The organism is Pantoea sp. X-Soil-TKNS-1211 (assembly GCF_059730495.1).
In genome coordinates this window covers 2,319,206-2,335,332 of the sequence record NZ_AP035953.1, presented here as the reverse complement: position 1 = coordinate 2,335,332, position 16,127 = coordinate 2,319,206, and the positions used below count along the sequence as shown (strand labels likewise).

Annotated in this window: 13 protein-coding genes; 7 read left to right on the top strand and 6 right to left on the bottom strand. The window is 55.0% G+C overall.

Annotated elements, in window-relative coordinates; genetic code table 11:
* Positions 1-78: 78 nt before the first annotated feature.
* Complete coding sequence (gene ydgH / locus AC6I8W_RS11160; protein WP_497835070.1) at positions 79-1,032, bottom strand: DUF1471 family protein YdgH; 954 nt, start codon at positions 1,030-1,032, stop codon at positions 79-81.
* Between the two features lie 540 nt (positions 1,033-1,572).
* Here ydgH and pntA point away from each other — a divergent pair.
* Together pntA and pntB are read left to right on the top strand one after the other, a co-directional pair.
* Complete coding sequence (gene pntA, locus AC6I8W_RS11155) at positions 1,573-3,105, top strand: Re/Si-specific NAD(P)(+) transhydrogenase subunit alpha (protein WP_497835069.1); 1,533 nt, start codon at positions 1,573-1,575, stop codon at positions 3,103-3,105.
* An 11-nt stretch (positions 3,106-3,116) separates the two neighbouring features.
* On the top strand, positions 3,117-4,505 hold the full coding sequence (gene pntB, locus AC6I8W_RS11150; protein WP_497835068.1) for a Re/Si-specific NAD(P)(+) transhydrogenase subunit beta: 1,389 nt from the start codon (positions 3,117-3,119) through the stop codon (positions 4,503-4,505).
* 33 nt (positions 4,506-4,538) lie between these two features.
* Here the strand turns inward: pntB and uspE are convergent, their stop codons facing one another.
* Positions 4,539-5,501, bottom strand: coding sequence for a universal stress protein UspE (uspE, locus tag AC6I8W_RS11145; protein ID WP_497835067.1), 963 nt, complete (start codon positions 5,499-5,501; stop codon positions 4,539-4,541).
* A 119-nt stretch (positions 5,502-5,620) separates the two neighbouring features.
* A complete protein-coding gene (fnr, locus tag AC6I8W_RS11140; RefSeq protein WP_021183160.1) occupies positions 5,621-6,373 on the bottom strand; it encodes a fumarate/nitrate reduction transcriptional regulator Fnr in 753 nt (250 codons plus the stop codon).
* Positions 6,374-6,613: 240 nt separating this feature from the next.
* On the opposite strand from fnr, the gene smrA reads away from it, so the two are divergent.
* Positions 6,614-7,171, top strand: coding sequence for a DNA endonuclease SmrA (gene smrA, locus AC6I8W_RS11135; RefSeq protein WP_497835066.1), 558 nt, complete (start codon positions 6,614-6,616; stop codon positions 7,169-7,171).
* Here the strand turns inward: smrA and AC6I8W_RS11130 are convergent.
* Positions 7,168-8,088, bottom strand: a complete 921-nt coding sequence (locus tag AC6I8W_RS11130) for a LysR substrate-binding domain-containing protein (RefSeq protein WP_497835065.1) — start codon at positions 8,086-8,088, stop codon at positions 7,168-7,170. The genes smrA and AC6I8W_RS11130 overlap by 4 nt on opposite strands.
* 312 nt (positions 8,089-8,400) lie before the next feature.
* On the opposite strand from AC6I8W_RS11130, the gene AC6I8W_RS11125 reads away from it, so the two are divergent.
* Together AC6I8W_RS11125 and hglS are read left to right on the top strand one after the other, a co-directional pair.
* Complete coding sequence (locus AC6I8W_RS11125; protein WP_497835064.1) at positions 8,401-9,735, top strand: MFS transporter; 1,335 nt, start codon at positions 8,401-8,403, stop codon at positions 9,733-9,735.
* 88 nt (positions 9,736-9,823) lie between these two features.
* Positions 9,824-11,161, top strand: a complete 1,338-nt coding sequence (hglS, locus tag AC6I8W_RS11120; RefSeq protein WP_497835063.1) for a 2-oxoadipate dioxygenase/decarboxylase HglS — start codon at positions 9,824-9,826, stop codon at positions 11,159-11,161.
* Positions 11,162-11,206: 45 nt separating this feature from the next.
* Here hglS and AC6I8W_RS11115 read toward each other — a convergent pair whose 3' ends face one another.
* Positions 11,207-11,641: a DoxX family protein gene (locus AC6I8W_RS11115; protein WP_021183165.1), complete on the bottom strand. Its 435-nt coding sequence runs from the start codon at positions 11,639-11,641 to the stop codon at positions 11,207-11,209.
* 191 nt (positions 11,642-11,832) lie between these two features.
* Between AC6I8W_RS11115 and AC6I8W_RS11110 the strand changes: the two genes are divergently transcribed.
* Together AC6I8W_RS11110 and AC6I8W_RS11105 are read left to right on the top strand one after the other, a co-directional pair.
* Positions 11,833-13,350: a carboxylesterase/lipase family protein gene (locus tag AC6I8W_RS11110; protein ID WP_497835062.1), complete on the top strand. Its 1,518-nt coding sequence runs from the start codon at positions 11,833-11,835 to the stop codon at positions 13,348-13,350.
* 213 nt (positions 13,351-13,563) lie between these two features.
* Positions 13,564-15,228: a methyl-accepting chemotaxis protein gene (locus AC6I8W_RS11105; protein ID WP_497835061.1), complete on the top strand. Its 1,665-nt coding sequence runs from the start codon at positions 13,564-13,566 to the stop codon at positions 15,226-15,228.
* Here the strand turns inward: AC6I8W_RS11105 and AC6I8W_RS11100 are convergent.
* Entirely contained in the window at positions 15,186-16,067 is an 882-nt protein-coding gene (locus AC6I8W_RS11100; protein ID WP_497835060.1) for a LysR substrate-binding domain-containing protein, read from the bottom strand. The two genes, AC6I8W_RS11105 and AC6I8W_RS11100, sit on opposite strands and share 43 nt — an antisense overlap.
* Positions 16,068-16,127 lie beyond the last annotated feature (60 nt).

Genomic DNA, 16,127 nt, shown 5'->3' with positions numbered 1-16,127 from the left:
GAAGGCAATGCATGATGATGCAAAGATGCTCAGCATTTATGCAAACAGCAGGGCGACGGATGTCGCCCTGGCGGGAGATTACTTGAACAGGTCTGCGGTGACGGTGAGGTTACCGCCACTCTGGTTCTGCCACTGACGGGTCACGTGGTAGTACTTCGCCCCTTTATCCGCAGCGCGTTTCGCCACTTCTTCAGAGATTTCTGTTGGTGAACCGAAGTGGCCGGTAAAGGTCACGGTATCAAACGGCTGCATTTGTGCCGCAGTGATGGCGTTCACTTCCTGGATTTTGGTGCCGTTAGCCAGCGTGACGGTGTAACGCTGCCCGGTTGACGTCTGAGTCTCGAAGAAACGACCCACGTTGCTGCTGGGGGTTTCTGAGGACGCAACGCCAGGAATTTCCACTTTCTTCGCTTCTGCACCACCGGCTGCCAGCGCCGCTTTGCCAGCTTCGGAGTCGGCCGGAATCAGGTTCGGGCTTTGCACCTTACGCTCTTTGGCATCGGCTTTGTAGACATAAGCCGTCACGTACTGGTTGCCGCCGTTGTTGGCGTCAATCTGGCGAATAATAAAGAAGGAAGCGGCACCTTTCTCTTTCGCGGCTTTAGAAATTGCGTCGTTAACATCCGGCTGGCTGGAAAAGAAGCCACTCACAGAGACGGTATCGAAGGGTTCCAGACGATAGGCTTCCGCCTTCGGCAGCGCTTTAACGCCGTTGTAGCTGAGGTATTCCGTCACTTTATCGGCTTCGGGGGCATCGGCATGGTACAGGTCAGCCGTTACACGCCAGTTACCGCTGTTACCGGTGGCATCGTTGATACCCTGAATATAGTAGGAGGCAGCACCCAATTCATCTGCACGTTTCGAGACGGCGTCAGCAGCATCGCCAATGGCGTTGAAACGGCCGGTGATATTAATACGTTCGAATGGCTTCAACGCGGCCGCTTTTTCCGGCGTCAGTTCCTGCGCAGCAAACGCATTGGCTGCCAGCAGAGATAACAAGGTGGACGCCAGAATGGTGTTCTTCAGCTTCATAAAAATGATCCTTCGCCTTACGCAAAAATGAGTACGAAAACGTGCTGGACTCTTGATGTATAACAGATTAGCCGCTGATTATTGCATGTAATAATCAGCCTGTCTCAGCCAATTTATGCTGCCTGGATTGACAACCAACCCAAATTATTCATCTGGCTGTCATCACTCTCTGCTATGGCGTTTTTTTGTGCGTATTACCACTAAATCTGGTAACACTTAGTGCCATAATAGTTAAAGTATTGTTAAATAAAGGTTTTTGATAATACTTAATTCGCCGTGACACGATTTTGCTCAGCATATAATTTTTTATTATGGTCAAAATCCAGTAGCAAAACGCGGCAATCAATCTTTGCTTCTGAATATTTGTGTGAATGTCATAAGTATGCGTTATCGCTGTGGATCGCTATTCATATTTTCAGTAGGTTATAAAGACTTTGTTACATTGCGCATTTCGCTCATAAGTAGCTGAAACATTGTTTCAGTTATCTGAGCTTCTGCCGCTTACAGACCCTCATCCTTTAACCGATGAAAGGAAACAGTATGTTAATTGGGATACCCAAAGAGCGGTTAGCTAACGAATCGCGCGTGGCCGCCACGCCGAAAACCGTTGAGCAACTGATCAAGCTGGGATTCAGCGTAACCATCGAGCAGGGTGCAGGAATTCGTGCCAGCTTTGATGATGAAAGTTTCGTTGCCGTAGGCGCGACCATCAGCAACACCGACGAGGTGTGGCAGTCAGATATCGTGTTGAAAGTGAATGCACCTAATGATGATGAAATTGCCCTGACGCGCGCAGGGAGCACGCTGGTGAGCTTTATCTGGCCGGCGCAGAATCCGGTGTTGTTGGAGAAACTCGCGGCACGTAACGTTACCGTGATGGCGATGGATTCTGTACCGCGTATTTCTCGTGCTCAGGCACTGGATGCGCTCAGTTCTATGGCGAATATTGCTGGCTACCGTGCCATCGTCGAAGCCGCCCATGAATTTGGTCGCTTCTTTACCGGCCAAATCACCGCAGCAGGTAAAGTACCACCGGCCAAAGTGATGGTGATTGGTGCGGGCGTGGCAGGTCTGGCGGCGATCGGTGCTGCGGGCAGCCTTGGCGCTATCGTGCGTGCCTTCGATACCCGTCCGGAAGTGAAGGAGCAGGTGCAGAGTATGGGTGCCGAATTCCTTGAGTTGGATTTCGAGGAAGAAGCAGGCAGTGGCGACGGTTACGCCAAAGTGATGTCAGAAGCCTTTATTAAGGCGGAGATGGAGCTGTTTGCCAATCAGGCGAAAGAGGTCGATATCATTGTCACCACCGCGCTGATCCCCGGCCGCCCGGCACCAAAACTGATCACCAAAGAGATGGTCGCCAGCATGAAACCGGGTAGCGTGATTGTCGATCTGGCCGCGCAAACCGGCGGTAACTGCGAGTTGACGGTGGCCGATCAGGTCACGCTGACCGCAAACGGCGTGAAGATCATCGGTTATACCGATCTGCCAAGCCGTCTGCCGACTCAGTCTTCCCAACTGTATGGTACCAACCTGGTAAACCTGCTGAAGTTGCTGTGTAAAGAAAAAGACGGGCAAATCACCGTTGATTTCGACGACGTGGTGGTGCGTGGTGTGACGGTGATCCGCGCAGGCGAAGTCACCTGGCCGGCTCCGCCGATTCAGGTTTCTGCTGCCCCGAAAGCGGCACCGGCAGCGGCTGCACCGAAAGAGAAAGTGGCAGAAAAACCGGCATCGCCGTGGCGCAAGCTGGTGCTGCTGGCGCTGGCTATTGTGCTGTTCGGATGCCTGGCAAATGTCGCACCGCCGGAGTTCCTGTCGCACTTTACCGTGTTCGCGCTCGCCTGCGTGGTGGGTTACTACGTGGTGTGGAACGTCAGCCATGCGCTGCACACGCCGTTGATGTCGGTCACCAATGCGATTTCCGGCATTATCGTGGTCGGTGCGGTGTTGCAGATGGGACACGGTGGTTGGGTCACGCTGCTGGCGTTTGTTGCGGTGCTGATTGCCAGTATCAACATCTTTGGTGGCTTTACCGTCACCCAGCGCATGCTGAAAATGTTTCGTAAGAATTAAGGGGTAACAACATGTCTGGCGGATTAGTCACTGCAGCATACATTGTTGCCGCGATTCTGTTTATTTTCAGCCTTGCCGGTCTCTCGAAACACGAGACCTCAAAGCAGGGTAACATTTTTGGTATGAGCGGGATGGGCATCGCGCTGCTCGCGACTATCTTTGGCCCCAACAGCGGCAACGTTGCGTGGATCCTGCTGGCGATGGTGATCGGTGGCGCGATTGGCATGCGTCTGGCGAAGAAAGTTGAGATGACCGAGATGCCGGAGCTGGTGGCTATTCTGCACAGCTTCGTTGGTCTGGCGGCGGTACTGGTAGGCTTTAACAGCTACCTCGACCACGCGCCGGGTCTGGCGGCGGTGATGGAAAACATCCATCTGACCGAAGTGTTCCTCGGCATCTTTATCGGTGCGGTGACCTTCACCGGTTCGATCGTCGCCTTCGGCAAACTGCGCGGTAAGATCTCCTCGCGTCCGCTGATGCTGCCGCATCGCCACAAGCTTAACCTGCTGGCGCTGGTGGTGTCGTTCCTGCTGTTGGTGTGGTTTGTACGTACCGAAAGTACCGGCGCGCAGGTCTTTGCGCTGTTGCTGATGACGGTGATCGCCCTGGCGTTCGGTTGGCATCTGGTGGCGTCCATTGGTGGTGCGGATATGCCAGTGGTGGTCTCGATGCTCAACTCGTACTCAGGCTGGGCAGCCGCTGCCGCAGGTTTTATGTTGAGCAACGATCTGCTGATCGTCACCGGTGCGTTGGTGGGATCGAGCGGTGCCATCCTGTCGTACATTATGTGTAAGGCAATGAACCGTTCATTTATCAGCGTGATCGCCGGTGGTTTTGGTACTGACACCAGCGTCGGCGGTGAAAGCGAAGAAGCCGGTGAACATCGTGAAATCAACGCAGAAGACACCGCCGAACTGTTGAAAGCGTCATCTTCGGTGATCATCACCCCGGGCTACGGCATGGCGGTAGCGCAGGCGCAATATCCGGTGGCGGAAATCACCGAGAAACTGCGCGCGCGCGGCATCAAGGTCCGTTTCGGTATCCACCCGGTGGCGGGGCGTCTGCCTGGTCATATGAACGTACTGCTGGCGGAAGCCAAAGTGCCGTACGACGTGGTGCTGGAGATGGATGAAATCAATGATGATTTCAGCGATACCGACACCGTGTTGGTTATCGGCGCGAACGACACCGTCAACCCGGCCGCGCAGGAAGATCCACGCAGCCCAATTGCAGGTATGCCGGTACTGGAAGTGTGGAAAGCGCAGAACGTTATTGTGTTCAAACGTTCGATGAATACCGGCTATGCCGGGGTGCAGAACCCGCTGTTCTTCAAAGACAACACCCAAATGTTGTTTGGTGATGCGAAGGCCAGCGTAGAAGGTATTCTGCGCGCGCTCTAAAACAACAAGGGCGACCAAATGGTCGCCCTTGTTTTATTCGTCGTCATCCTCTTCGTCATCATCATCGATTTCGATCGGCGATTTAAAGTCATCGGGTTTGATGGCCAGTAAATCGCAACGCAGATGATCAATCACCTGTTCCGCCGTATTACCCAGAAACGCCGCTGACAATCCGGTACGACCAATGGTGCCAAGCACCACAATACCGGCATCAAGATGGCTGGCGATATCCGGGATCACTTCCTCCGGCAACCCTTTCGCAACGTGGGTAAACTCTTCACTGATGGAGAACTTCTGTCGCAGTGCTTTCATCGCTACCAGATGCTGACCGCGAATCGCGTCGTTATATACGCTGGGATCAAAATCGGGTAATTCGATAGCAATATTGATGGGGGTAATCGGGTAAGCGCCTACCAGATGCACTTCGGTATGGTTAACCATCTCAGCCAGCAACGTGGTTTCGCGGATCAGTTTTTGGTTAAGGGCATCATGATGCGGTTCTTCGCTGGCGAGGTTGACCGCCACCAGCGCTTTGCCACCTTCCGGCCATGGCTGGTCTTTCACCATCCACACCGGGCAAGGGCATTTACGCAGCAGATGCCAGTCGGTGGGGGTGAAAATCACCGCTTCCAGGCGATCATGCTGGTGCGCCATCTTCAGCACCAAATCATGATGGTGGGTCATCACCTCATGAATAATCGCTTCATAGGGGCGGTTGTGCCAGATCACCTTGATTTCGATATCAACGCCGGCTTCCAGATAGGCGTGGGCCTGTTCACGAATCCACTCGGTACGCTGGCTGATCACGCCTTTACGCATATTGGCGCGCTCATCCGGCGACAGCAGGGTGGTCATTTCGTACGAGAAATCATAGATAGGCAGGAAAGCTTTGATTTTTCCGCCGATACGTTGATTGAGATAAACCGCACGCCGCAGCGCGGGTTGATCATCCTGTTGTGCGTCAATCGCGACCAGAATATTTTGGTACCGGGACATAAGGCAATCTCCTCAAAACCAAAGCAAGTTGGGTTAAAGATAGCCTAAGTTATGACAGTGCAGAAAGGAAAAAGTTGTTGCCGGATCAATAAAATAACAATTATTGATCCGGCTGAGGATCAGGCGGCTTGCTCAGTCTGACCAGCAAGTTCTGCCAGCATTGAGTGGTTTTCGATAGTGATATATTTGCCTTTTACCGCCAGCATGCCACTTTTCTGGAAACGACCGAGTAAACGGCTGATGGTTTCTACGGTTAGTCCCAAATAGTTACCAATATCGCCACGCGTCATGGTTAAGCGGAACTCACGCTGGGAAAAGCCACGCTGACCAAAACGGCGCGACAGGTTCCAGATAAAGGCGGCGAGGCGTTCCTCAGCATTCTTTTTCGACAGCAACAGGATCATGTCCTGGTCGCCTTTGATCTCGCCGCTCATCAGGCGCATCATCTGCTGACGCAGCGCGGGCATTTTACCGGAGAGGTCATCCAGGGTTTCAAACGGAATCTCGCACACCATTGCGGTTTCCAGCGCCTGGGCAAAGCTGGGATGATGGGCGCTGACAATGGCGTCAAAACCCACTAAATCCCCAGCCAGATGGAAACCGGTAATTTGCTCGTCACCCTGTTCGGTGATGGTGTAGCTTTTGATGGTGCCAGAGCGAATGGCGTACAACGATTTCAATTCATCACCGGCTTTGAACAGCGTCTGGCCTTTTTGAATCGGCTTTTTGCGTTCGATAATATTATCCAGTTGATCCAGTTCGTGTTCGTTCAGCGTGAAGGGAATACACAACTGGCTGATACTGCAATCCTGGCAATGGATGGCACAACCGCCAGACTGAATACGTCGAATGCTGCGTTTTTCCGGGATCATAATATGTACGCTCGATGATTATTGACTGCCGTCAATTTTAACATTTTTTCCGGTAAAGGGCACTCATCCGAGCTGTAATAATCCTCAAAAAAAGTGTGGCCGACGCAAAAATAGTTGATCACTGCTAACACCACTATTTGCGGATAATTTCTACAACGGCAATATTGATCTGGCACGTTTTGTTGACACTCAACGTACATGCTAAGCTTGCAACGCCGAATTGTCTTGGGAGAAAAAACCATGAACCTCGATGATGATGACCTGTTCCGCGATGCCGTGAGTGATGTGACACCGTTGAAAGATTGCGCGAATACCCAGTGGCTGCGTGCGCCCTCGACCAGGGTGCCGCAACGCACTGATGCTGAAGAGAACTTCCTGACGCGTGGTTTTCTGGAGATTATTCCGCTGGCGACGCCGCTGGAGTATAAAGCGGACGGTATCCAGCAGGGGGTGTTGGACAAATTGCGGCTGGGCAAATATCCGCTGGATGCCAGCCTCAATCTGTTGCGTCAGCCGGTTGAAACCTGCCGTCAGTCGCTGTTCAGCTTTATGATGCAGGGCCGCAAGCTGGGGCTGCGTAATCTGCTGATCATTCATGGTAAGGGACGTGACGACGAGTCGCACGCCAACATTGTGCGCAGCTATGTCGCGCGCTGGTTGCAACAATTCGACGAGGTGCAAAGCTTTTGTGTGGCACAGCCCCAGCATGGCGGTGCCGGAGCGCTGTACGTTGGCTTGCGTAAAACTGCTCAGGCGCGCCTGGATAACCGCGAGCGGCACGCCAAGCGTAGCCGTTAGCTGTGGAACTTGCGGATGGTTGCCATTAATACCTCCGCGCTCAGGCTCAGGGTATTGCCGGTACGAGTGATAATGCCGACTGGCTCGCCCGGACCGGCTGACGAGATGGGCAGGGCACATAACGCGTTATGACTTAGATCCTCTTTGATCGCACCCGAAGGCACAAACCATACGTAGTCGTAGCGTAACGCCAGTTGGCGAGCCAGTGAGGTTGAAGAGGTCTCCACGCAGTTGGCGGGCAGCGAACAATCCTGATCATCCAGCATCTGTTGCGCGATCCGGCGCGGCGCGGTGCCTTCGGGGGAGATCACCACCGGCCACTGCATGGCACGCGATAGCGTGACGTTGTCACTTAAGAGTGGGTGTTCCGGGCGCACCACCAGTTTCAGCGACTCAAGAAACAGCAACTCGTAAGTCAGCCCCGCCATCATTTCACTATCGGCCATACGTCCGATACCAATGTCGAATTCACCTGCCCGCAAACCCGCTAATAGCACGTTGTTGTGCAGGGTCGCCACCTGCACCGTCGTATTCGGCTGTTGCTGATGAAAACGGTCTAAAATTTGTGGCAGCATCCCCATTGCGGCGGTGGTTAACGCGCCCAGGCGGATCACCATCGGGCGTCCGGGTGACGGTGAGTTGAAGCTCTGACCGGCGTGATTGAGAGCATCCAACACTTTTATCGCGTGGGTCAGAAATTGTTCGCCCAGCGTAGTCAGTTGGGCGCCGAGACGGCCACGTTCAAATAAACGCGCTCCGGCCAGTTCCTCCAGCTCATTGAGCGTTTTTGACAGCGCAGGTTGACTCAGGCTCAGCGTTTCTGCGGCGCGGCCAAGGGTGCCTTGCTGCGCGACGGCAACAAAGGTATGTAAATGGCGCAAGCGAATGCGCTGATTGAAAAGGATATTTTTGTCCATAACCTCACACTTAAGGAGATTTCCGGGTTGCAGGCAACTGGCAAAACGAAATTTTGTTAACTTAGCTGCAAAATTATATTAACAATATTAGCTTGTGCTGCGCTAAACGCATAAGCTGCTGTAATCACAGCAAATCCCGTATTTTCCACTGGCAGGGCGATCATCACCTTACGAAATATCAAATGCTTAACATCGCATAATTTGAATAATTCTCAATTACATCCAAAAATCCTGCCCGTTATTGTTAACGATGAGCTATCATAAGCGCCGTTTTTTTTACCAAAACTGATGTTTAAAAGCAGGAGTCAGGCCGTGACCAGCGTTGAAGCAGTAGATGTACGCCAGCTGATTAATCAGAGCGCACTGAGTCGCTGGCAAAAGCGCCTAATTGCGCTCTGCTTCATTGTGGTCGCGCTGGACGGTATGGACATCGCGCTGATGGGGTTTATCGCCCCGACGCTGAGAACGGCCTGGGGCGTCAGCAATCATCAACTTGGTATGGTGATTAGCGCGGCATTGATTGGCCTGGCGCTGGGGGCGGTTTTCGCCGGGCCGCTGGCAGACCGTTATGGCCGTCGCGTGATGATTCTGCTCAGCGTCCTGTTCTTCGGGCTATGGACGCTGGCTACGGCGATGGCGCAAAACATCGAACAAATGATGCTGTTCCGTTTCCTCACCGGGCTGGGGTTGGGCGCCGCGATGCCGAATGTTGGCACGCTGGTGGCGGAATATGCGCCGGAGCGGCGTCGCTCCTTCATTATCACCGTGGTGTTCTGCGGTTTCACCTTTGGTGCCGCCTCCGGAGGTTTTGCCGCTTCCTGGTTGTTGCCGCGTTATGACTGGCACTCGGTGATGCTGTTGGGCGGTATGCTGCCGCTGGTGGTGTTGCCCTTTCTGCTGCGTGGTTTACCGGAGTCGGTACGTTTCCTGATCAGCCGCCAGGCTCCGGCGGCGCGCATTCATGCCATTCTCGACCGCATGTTGCCCGGTGCGGTGCAGGCCAACAGCCATTTCCACAGCGTGGAGCCATCTACCGTCCGCCGTGGTGCGGTTGCCACCGTGGTCTCGCGCCGTTATCTGTTTGGTAGCCTGATGCTGTGGGGCGGCTACTTTATGGGGCTGTTCCTGGTGTACCTGATCGGTAGCTGGCTGCCGTCACTGGTCCATACCCTCGGCATGTCAGTAACCGAGGCGGCGATCATCACCGCGATGTATCAGGCGGGCGGCACCCTCGGGTCGTTGTTTGCTGGTTGGCTGATGGATCGTATCAACGCCAATCTGGCGCTGGCGGTGATCTATTTCTGCGGTGGCATCGCGATTATCGCTCTTGGCTTCTCTCCGGCGCAGGTGGGGCTGATGAGCGCCATTGCCTTCTGTAGCGGTTTTTGTTTTAACGGTGCCAATACCGGGATGAACGCGCTCTCCGCCAGCTATTATCCTACCCACGCCCGCGCTACCGGTTCCAGCTGGATGCATGGTGTGGGGCGTGTCGGTGCCATTCTCAGTGCGTTTATCGGTGCGGAACTGCTTTCTCTCGGCTGGTCGTTCAGCCATATCTTCCTGATGCTGGCACTGCCGGCGGTGTTGACTACCGTGATGCTGGTGCTGAAATGTCGCTTTGGTGACCCGGCGGCAGCGGGCGAGTGACAGCGCGATCACACTTCGAGGAAATTGTTACCCGGCGCTAAAGGGTTGATCTACATTAGCATCACCCCCTTAGCCCGAGGTGATGACGATGGACAATTTCCTCACCAGCGATGCCATCCGCACGCTGTTTTCCCAGGCCATGTCAGCGATGTACCAGCAGGAAGTGCCGCAGTACGGCATTCTGACCCAACTGGTGAGCGCTGTGAATGAACGCGTGCTGGAAGCCAATCCTGATCTGAAAAACCGCCTGGCGGCGGCGGATGAACTGAGCCGTTTGAGTGTCGAGCGCCACGGCGCGATTCGCGTGGGCACCGCCGATGAGTTAAGCATGCTGCGCCAAATGTTTGCCGTGATGGGCATGTATCCGGTGGGGTACTACGATTTGTCACAAGCCGGCGTGCCGGTACACTCCACCGCATTTCGCCCAGTGAGTGACAGCGCGCTACGACGTAACCCGTTCCGCGTTTTTACCTCGCTGCTGCGGCTGGAGCTGATCAATGATGAGGCGTTGCGGGTGAAAGCCGCCGCCATTCTGGCCGCGCGCGATATCTTCACGCCGCGCTGCCGGGCATTGATCGCCCAACATCAGCAGCAGGGTGGTCTCAACGCAGCGGATGCCGCGCAGTTTGTCAAAGAGGCGTTGGAAACCTTCCGCTGGCACGCTGATACCACAGTCGACAGCGCCACCTATCTGGCGCTCAGCCACCAGCATCGCTTGATTGCCGACGTGGTCTGTTTCCGTGGCTGCCATATCAATCACCTGACGCCACGCACGCTGGACATTGACCGCGTGCAGGCGCTGATGCCCACGCGGGGTATCGATCCTAAAACCCTGATTGAAGGCCCACCGCAACGTCAGGTGCCGATTCTGCTGCGTCAGACCAGCTTTAAAGCGTTGGAGGAGCCGGTGCATTTTCGCGATGGTTTTCAGGGCACTCATACCGCCCGTTTTGGTGAAATCGAACAGCGCGGCGTGGCGCTTACGCCGAAAGGTCGCGCCCTGTACGATAAACTGTTGGCGGAGGCGGGGACCGGCGAGGATAACCAACAGCATCAGCAACATCTGGCGGAGGTGTTTCGTGCATTTCCCGATGATGAAGTTATCCTGCGTCGTGAGCAACTGGCGTGGTTCAGCTATCGGTTGACCGAAAAGGGTATCCAGTCACCGCCCGGTGCTGAAGAAAGTATGGAACAGCTGATGGCAGAAGGTCGCCTGGTGGCAGAGCCGATCACCTATGAGGATTTTTTGCCAGTTAGTGCGGCGGGGATTTTCCAGTCCAACCTTGGAGATGCAGCACAGGTACGCGGTGCCGGTCATGCCAGCCGGGCGGCGTTCGAAACGGCGCTGGGGTCGGCGGTGCAGGACGAAATGGTGTTATATCAACAGATGCAGCAACGCAGTCTGGCGCGTTGCAGCCTGGCCTGAAGTAAAAAGCCGGTCTGCATCAGGCAGACCGGCGGGTTTTTATCATTATTGCAGGCGCGGATTGCGCACCAGCGTATATTTCCCGGCACCCAAAAACATAATGGCGAGTGCACCAAGCGTGTAAAGGGCTTCCGTCTCAAGGGACCATGCACCCACATCCGTCAGATGCCAGACAACGCCCATTTTTACCAATAGCGTGGCGACAATCATATTGATCACGATAATGAACGCCGCAGGGCGTGTCATTAAGCCAACGATCATCATAATGGGTGCCAAAATTTCCCCGATGTAAGCACCGTAAGCGATGAAACCTGGCATGCCTCTGACGGTGAGCAGATGCTCAATCCACGCCACTCCGTGGACCACTTTAAATTCGCCGTGAAACAACAGCAAACCGCCAAATGTCAGGCGGAGCAGCAGTTTAGCGAAATCCGGGTGGTCACACATCCGGGTAAACAGTTGGTTAATTCCACCAAACATCGCGCATCTCCGTCTCGCCAGGTTAACTTGTAACCTTAATGTAGACTGGCAAACGTTTGCCAGCCAAAAAATTTGAACGAGATGTTCAGCATTTCGCGTGATGATTCGGCTTAATCTGCAAATTCCTGAGTGACATGGACATTCGCCCCGGTCCTGCAAATAATAGAGAGATGATGATCAGGGAAGCCGAAATGAAAAACCAACGACGTCTAAGGATCGTGACTGCGGAAGGAGAACTCAGAGGCTCAATGGATGATGAGCTGTTTGTCTTCAAAGGCATACCTTATGCCGCACCACCGGTGGGTGCGCTGCGCTGGCGGCCACCACAGCCATTGCAACCCTGGCAAGGGGAGCGCGACGCCACGGCATGGGGTTCTGCCAGCTGGCAAAATCGGGACTATTGTCTGGTTGCCGGTGGGGGTGATCCCGGCGAATTTAGTGAGGATTGCCTCTATCTCAATGTCTGGACGCCGGATATTGAACCGGCGTACCCACTCCCGGTGATGGTGTGGCTGCACGGCGGCGGCTTTAGCATTGGTGCAGGCAGCCTCGATCCTTATCGTGGCAAGGCGCTGGCGGCACAAGGCGTGGTGGTAGTGACGCTCAACTATCGGCTCGGCCATTTTGGCTTTTTTGCCCATCCGGCGCTGGATGCGGAATATCCGGCTGGTAGCGTGGTGAATAATTTCGCGCTACTTGATCAGATTGCGGCGCTGCAATGGGTACAGCGTAATATCCCGGCATTCGGCGGCGATCGGCGCAATATCACGCTATTTGGCGAATCTTCTGGTGCACGCAGCGTGTTGTCTCTGTGCTGCTCGCCGTTAGCAGAGGGGTTATTTCACAAAGGCATTGTACAAAGTGCCTACAGTCTGCCCGATACGCCACGCGCCGAAGCGCAGCAGGTGGGGCAACAGGTGGCGGCCCATTTTGGTCTGGCAGCGGATGCCAGCGCCAGCCAACTACGCGCGCTACCGGCGGATGGGTTCTGGCCACTGCAACGCCCGCTGGCGCTCGGTCCGGTGCCGGTCAGCGGCGATATCGTGCTGCCAGAACCGATGCTGGCGACCTTTATGGCGGGTAGACAGCATCGGGTGCCTTTAATGATTGGCAGCAACAGCGATGAAGCCAGCGTGCTCGACTTTTTTGGCGTGGATGCCACCCAGGTGCTGCAACAGCTACGCCGCAAAAATCGCCTCAGCTATCAGTTGATCAAATGGATCTATGATATCCACGATGATGCACTGCTGGGACGTGCCGTGGCGCGCGATATGGCTTTTTCGGTGATGCCGTTATTGATTGTCAAAGCGCAACAGAATATCGGGATGCCCGGCTGGCGCTATTGGTTTGATTACGTTTCCGAACAGTCACGTGATCTCTATCCCCACGGTGCCTGGCACGGCAATGAAATCCCCTATGTCTTCAATACATTAGCGTCGCAACCATTACCTTCGGGTCGCCGTTATACCGCAGCGGATGAGGCGGTTGCGGCGCAAATAAGCCGCCTGTGGATCACCTTTGCCCGTGATGCGACCGAATTCAGCTATCAGCTGCACGGCGAGATTGACTGGCCAGTGTGGCGTACGGATAACGATGTCACCCTGATGTTTGGCTGCGATGCGGAAAAACCGCTCAGTTTGCAGCCACGTTTTATGCGTGGGCGGCTGCGTCTGTTCCGCCTGATGATGCGCAGCATGGTGAAACTTTAGTTCACTGGCTAATGGTTAAATATCGCAAACGTTTTTTTAAAACAAATTTCCCCGCATCCCACTGATTTCATTCAGTCAATCCTTTCCCTTATCCGACCGAACCAGCAATTAATTAGCTTACGAAACCAGTACATTTTCTGAATCCACTGCCGATAAACGCAATATGCCCGATTTTATCGGGCCTCCATTGCGGTTCACATCAAGGGATTTCGTATGGGTATCTTAAAAAATTTTACTATTCGCGCCGTCATGCTGACCATTCTCGGGCTGTTTTGCCTGCTATGGTGCGCCGTCGGCTTATTTAGCGTCCATTCCCTGAATGCTCTGGGTGAGGGGAACGAGGTTGATCGTCAGCTGGTGAATCAGATGACGGTACTCAGTAAAGGTAACGACCAATATTTTCGGGTGGTGACGCGTCTTTCTCGCGTGATGGAAATGCGTGCGGCGGGCACTGCGCTGCCTGCTGATGCTTTTGCCACGGTGCAGCAAGCGCTGGACAGCATGAAGCAGCAGCTGGAACAGTTTAAAGCCATGGCTCCCGGCCCGATGGATGCCGACACCGCCAATAGCGTGATTACTAACTGGCAAAAACTGTTGGATGCGGGTATTGCGCCCCAGGTCTCACTGGCACAACAAGGAACACTGGAAGACTATCGCGCGCAGGCCAATAAAGTGACCCCGGCCCTGAGCCGTGCCTTTGGTGCCAGTGCTGAGAATTTCAACCAGGCAGCAGCTATCAAGCTGGATGACACCCGCGTCACGGTGGACAAACTGACTGATGTCACCAAGGTGATCATTCTGTCGGCGGTAGTGATCGGTTTGCTGATTCTACTGTTCACTGACCGCTACCTGGTCGCCATGCTGGTGAAGCCGCTGGATCGCATTCGCGATCACTTTGCGATTATCGCGCAGGGCGATCTCAGCCAGCCGGTACAGGAGTTTGGTCGTAACTGTGTCGGCAAACTGGTGCCGTTATTGCGGGCGATGCAGGACAGCCTGCGTGAAGCGGTCAGCGCGATTCGCAGCGGCACGGAAAACATCTATCGCGGTGCGGCAGAGATCTCGGCAGGCAACAATGATCTCTCCTCGCGTACTGAGGAGCAGGCTTCCGCGCTGGAGCAGACGGCTGCCAGTATGGAACAGTTAACCGCCACGGTGAAATTCAACGCTGACAATGCGCGTCAGGCCAGTTCGCTGGCGGAAACCGCCACCGGCACGGCACAGCAGGGCGGTCGTCTGGTGGGAGAAGTGGTCACCACCATGGCCGGTATCTCCGGCAGTTCGAAGAAAATTGCTGAAATCACCAACGTCATCAATAGCATCGCTTTCCAGACCAATATCCTGGCGCTGAACGCCGCGGTAGAAGCGGCGCGTGCTGGCGAGCAGGGCCGTGGCTTCGCGGTGGTAGCGAGCGAGGTGCGCAACCTCGCCCAACGCAGCGCCAACGCGGCGAAGGAGATCGCGACCCTGATTGAAGATTCGGTGCAGCGTGTCGAAAAAGGGTCTGATCTGGTCAACAGCGCCGGTCATACCATGAACGACATTCTGAAATCGGTGCAGGATGTGAATGAGATCATGAAGCACATCGCCTCCGCTTCAGAAGAACAGAGCAAAGGCATCTCGCAGGTCGGTACGGCGGTGACGGAGATGGACAGCGTCACACAGCAGAACGCCTCGCTGGTGGAACAGGTTTCGGCGGCAGCCAGTGCGCTGGAACGGCAGACGGAAGAATTGCAGGCCTCGGTGGCGAAATTCCGCCTTGCGCCGGGTGCGACTGTCGCCGTTGCCGCGACACCTCCCACGGCACCGCTGTTACGCCGCCCGGCACCGGCGAATCAACCCAAGTCTGCCAGTGCAGATGAGTGGGTTTCTTTCTGAGGCTGACAAAGCCACGCCACCAGTTCCTTGAGGAACGGTGGCGCATCACGCTCTGCGCGATGTAGCAAGCTGTAACTCGACCCGGTCGTGACGCAGTGGTCAAACGGGGCGATCAGACGGCCATTCGCCAGATCGTTCTGAACTAATGACCTATCTGCTACCGTCACACCAAATCCCTGAATCGCTGCGCTGATCGCCAGATCCATGGTGGCAAAGTGTTGGTTACGTGCCATCGGTACGCTGACCTGCTGTGCGTTCAGCCACAGCTGCCAGTCGCGCGTGTCATTAGTGGGATGCAGAAAGGTAAAACGTGATAACGCGGCCACATCGCTGGGTGGGGTTACGCTGCTGGCCAGCACCGGCGTCAGGCGCTCATCAAATAAATGGATGGCCTCCGCAGGCGCAGTGCCATAGACAATCGCCGCATCGAAATTATCCAGTTGTGACGCATGGTCGAGGGTGGTGGTGAGCGCCACATGGATCTCTGGTCGCTGCTGTTCGAGGGCCACGAGGCGCGGCACCAGCCAGCGCATCGCGCAGGTCGGGGCTTTCAGCCGAATTGACACATTGCTGCGGCTGGCTTTCTCCGTGGCATTCACCAGCAGCGCAAAACCTTGCTGCAACTCCGGCAGCAACGCCGCGCCCTGTGACGTCAGATGCAGTCCGCGCGCATGACGTTCGAATAACGCAAATCCCAGCCAGCTCTCCAGGGCCGCAATTTTGCGGCTCACCGCCCCCTGGGTGATGCAGAGTTCATCGGCGGCGCGCGTCAGATTGAGATGGCGTGCCGTGACCAGAAAGGCGTGGATGGCGTTGAGCGGCAGAGCGGAGCGGGACATAACAGCCTCAGCTATGATGAAAAGTCATGGCTATTATGACAACAATTCGCTTGTCGACTC

Excerpts from the sequence above, each read along its gene's own strand:
- pntB (WP_497835068.1), top strand. The coding sequence starts at position 3,117 with ATGTCTGGCGGATTAGTCACTGCAGCATACATTGTTGCCGCGATTCTG.
- AC6I8W_RS11100 (WP_497835060.1), bottom strand. The coding sequence starts at position 16,067 with ATGTCCCGCTCCGCTCTGCCGCTCAACGCCATCCACGCCTTTCTGGTC.
- AC6I8W_RS11115 (WP_021183165.1), bottom strand. The coding sequence starts at position 11,641 with ATGTTTGGTGGAATTAACCAACTGTTTACCCGGATGTGTGACCACCCG.
- fnr (WP_021183160.1), bottom strand. The coding sequence starts at position 6,373 with ATGATCCCGGAAAAACGCAGCATTCGACGTATTCAGTCTGGCGGTTGT.
- ydgH (WP_497835070.1), bottom strand. The coding sequence starts at position 1,032 with ATGAAGCTGAAGAACACCATTCTGGCGTCCACCTTGTTATCTCTGCTG.
- smrA (WP_497835066.1), top strand. The coding sequence starts at position 6,614 with ATGAACCTCGATGATGATGACCTGTTCCGCGATGCCGTGAGTGATGTG.
- AC6I8W_RS11105 (WP_497835061.1), top strand. The coding sequence starts at position 13,564 with ATGGGTATCTTAAAAAATTTTACTATTCGCGCCGTCATGCTGACCATT.
- pntA (WP_497835069.1), top strand. The coding sequence starts at position 1,573 with ATGTTAATTGGGATACCCAAAGAGCGGTTAGCTAACGAATCGCGCGTG.
- uspE (WP_497835067.1), bottom strand. The coding sequence starts at position 5,501 with ATGTCCCGGTACCAAAATATTCTGGTCGCGATTGACGCACAACAGGAT.
- AC6I8W_RS11130 (WP_497835065.1), bottom strand. The coding sequence starts at position 8,088 with ATGGACAAAAATATCCTTTTCAATCAGCGCATTCGCTTGCGCCATTTA.
- hglS (WP_497835063.1), top strand. The coding sequence starts at position 9,824 with ATGGACAATTTCCTCACCAGCGATGCCATCCGCACGCTGTTTTCCCAG.
- AC6I8W_RS11110 (WP_497835062.1), top strand. The coding sequence starts at position 11,833 with ATGAAAAACCAACGACGTCTAAGGATCGTGACTGCGGAAGGAGAACTC.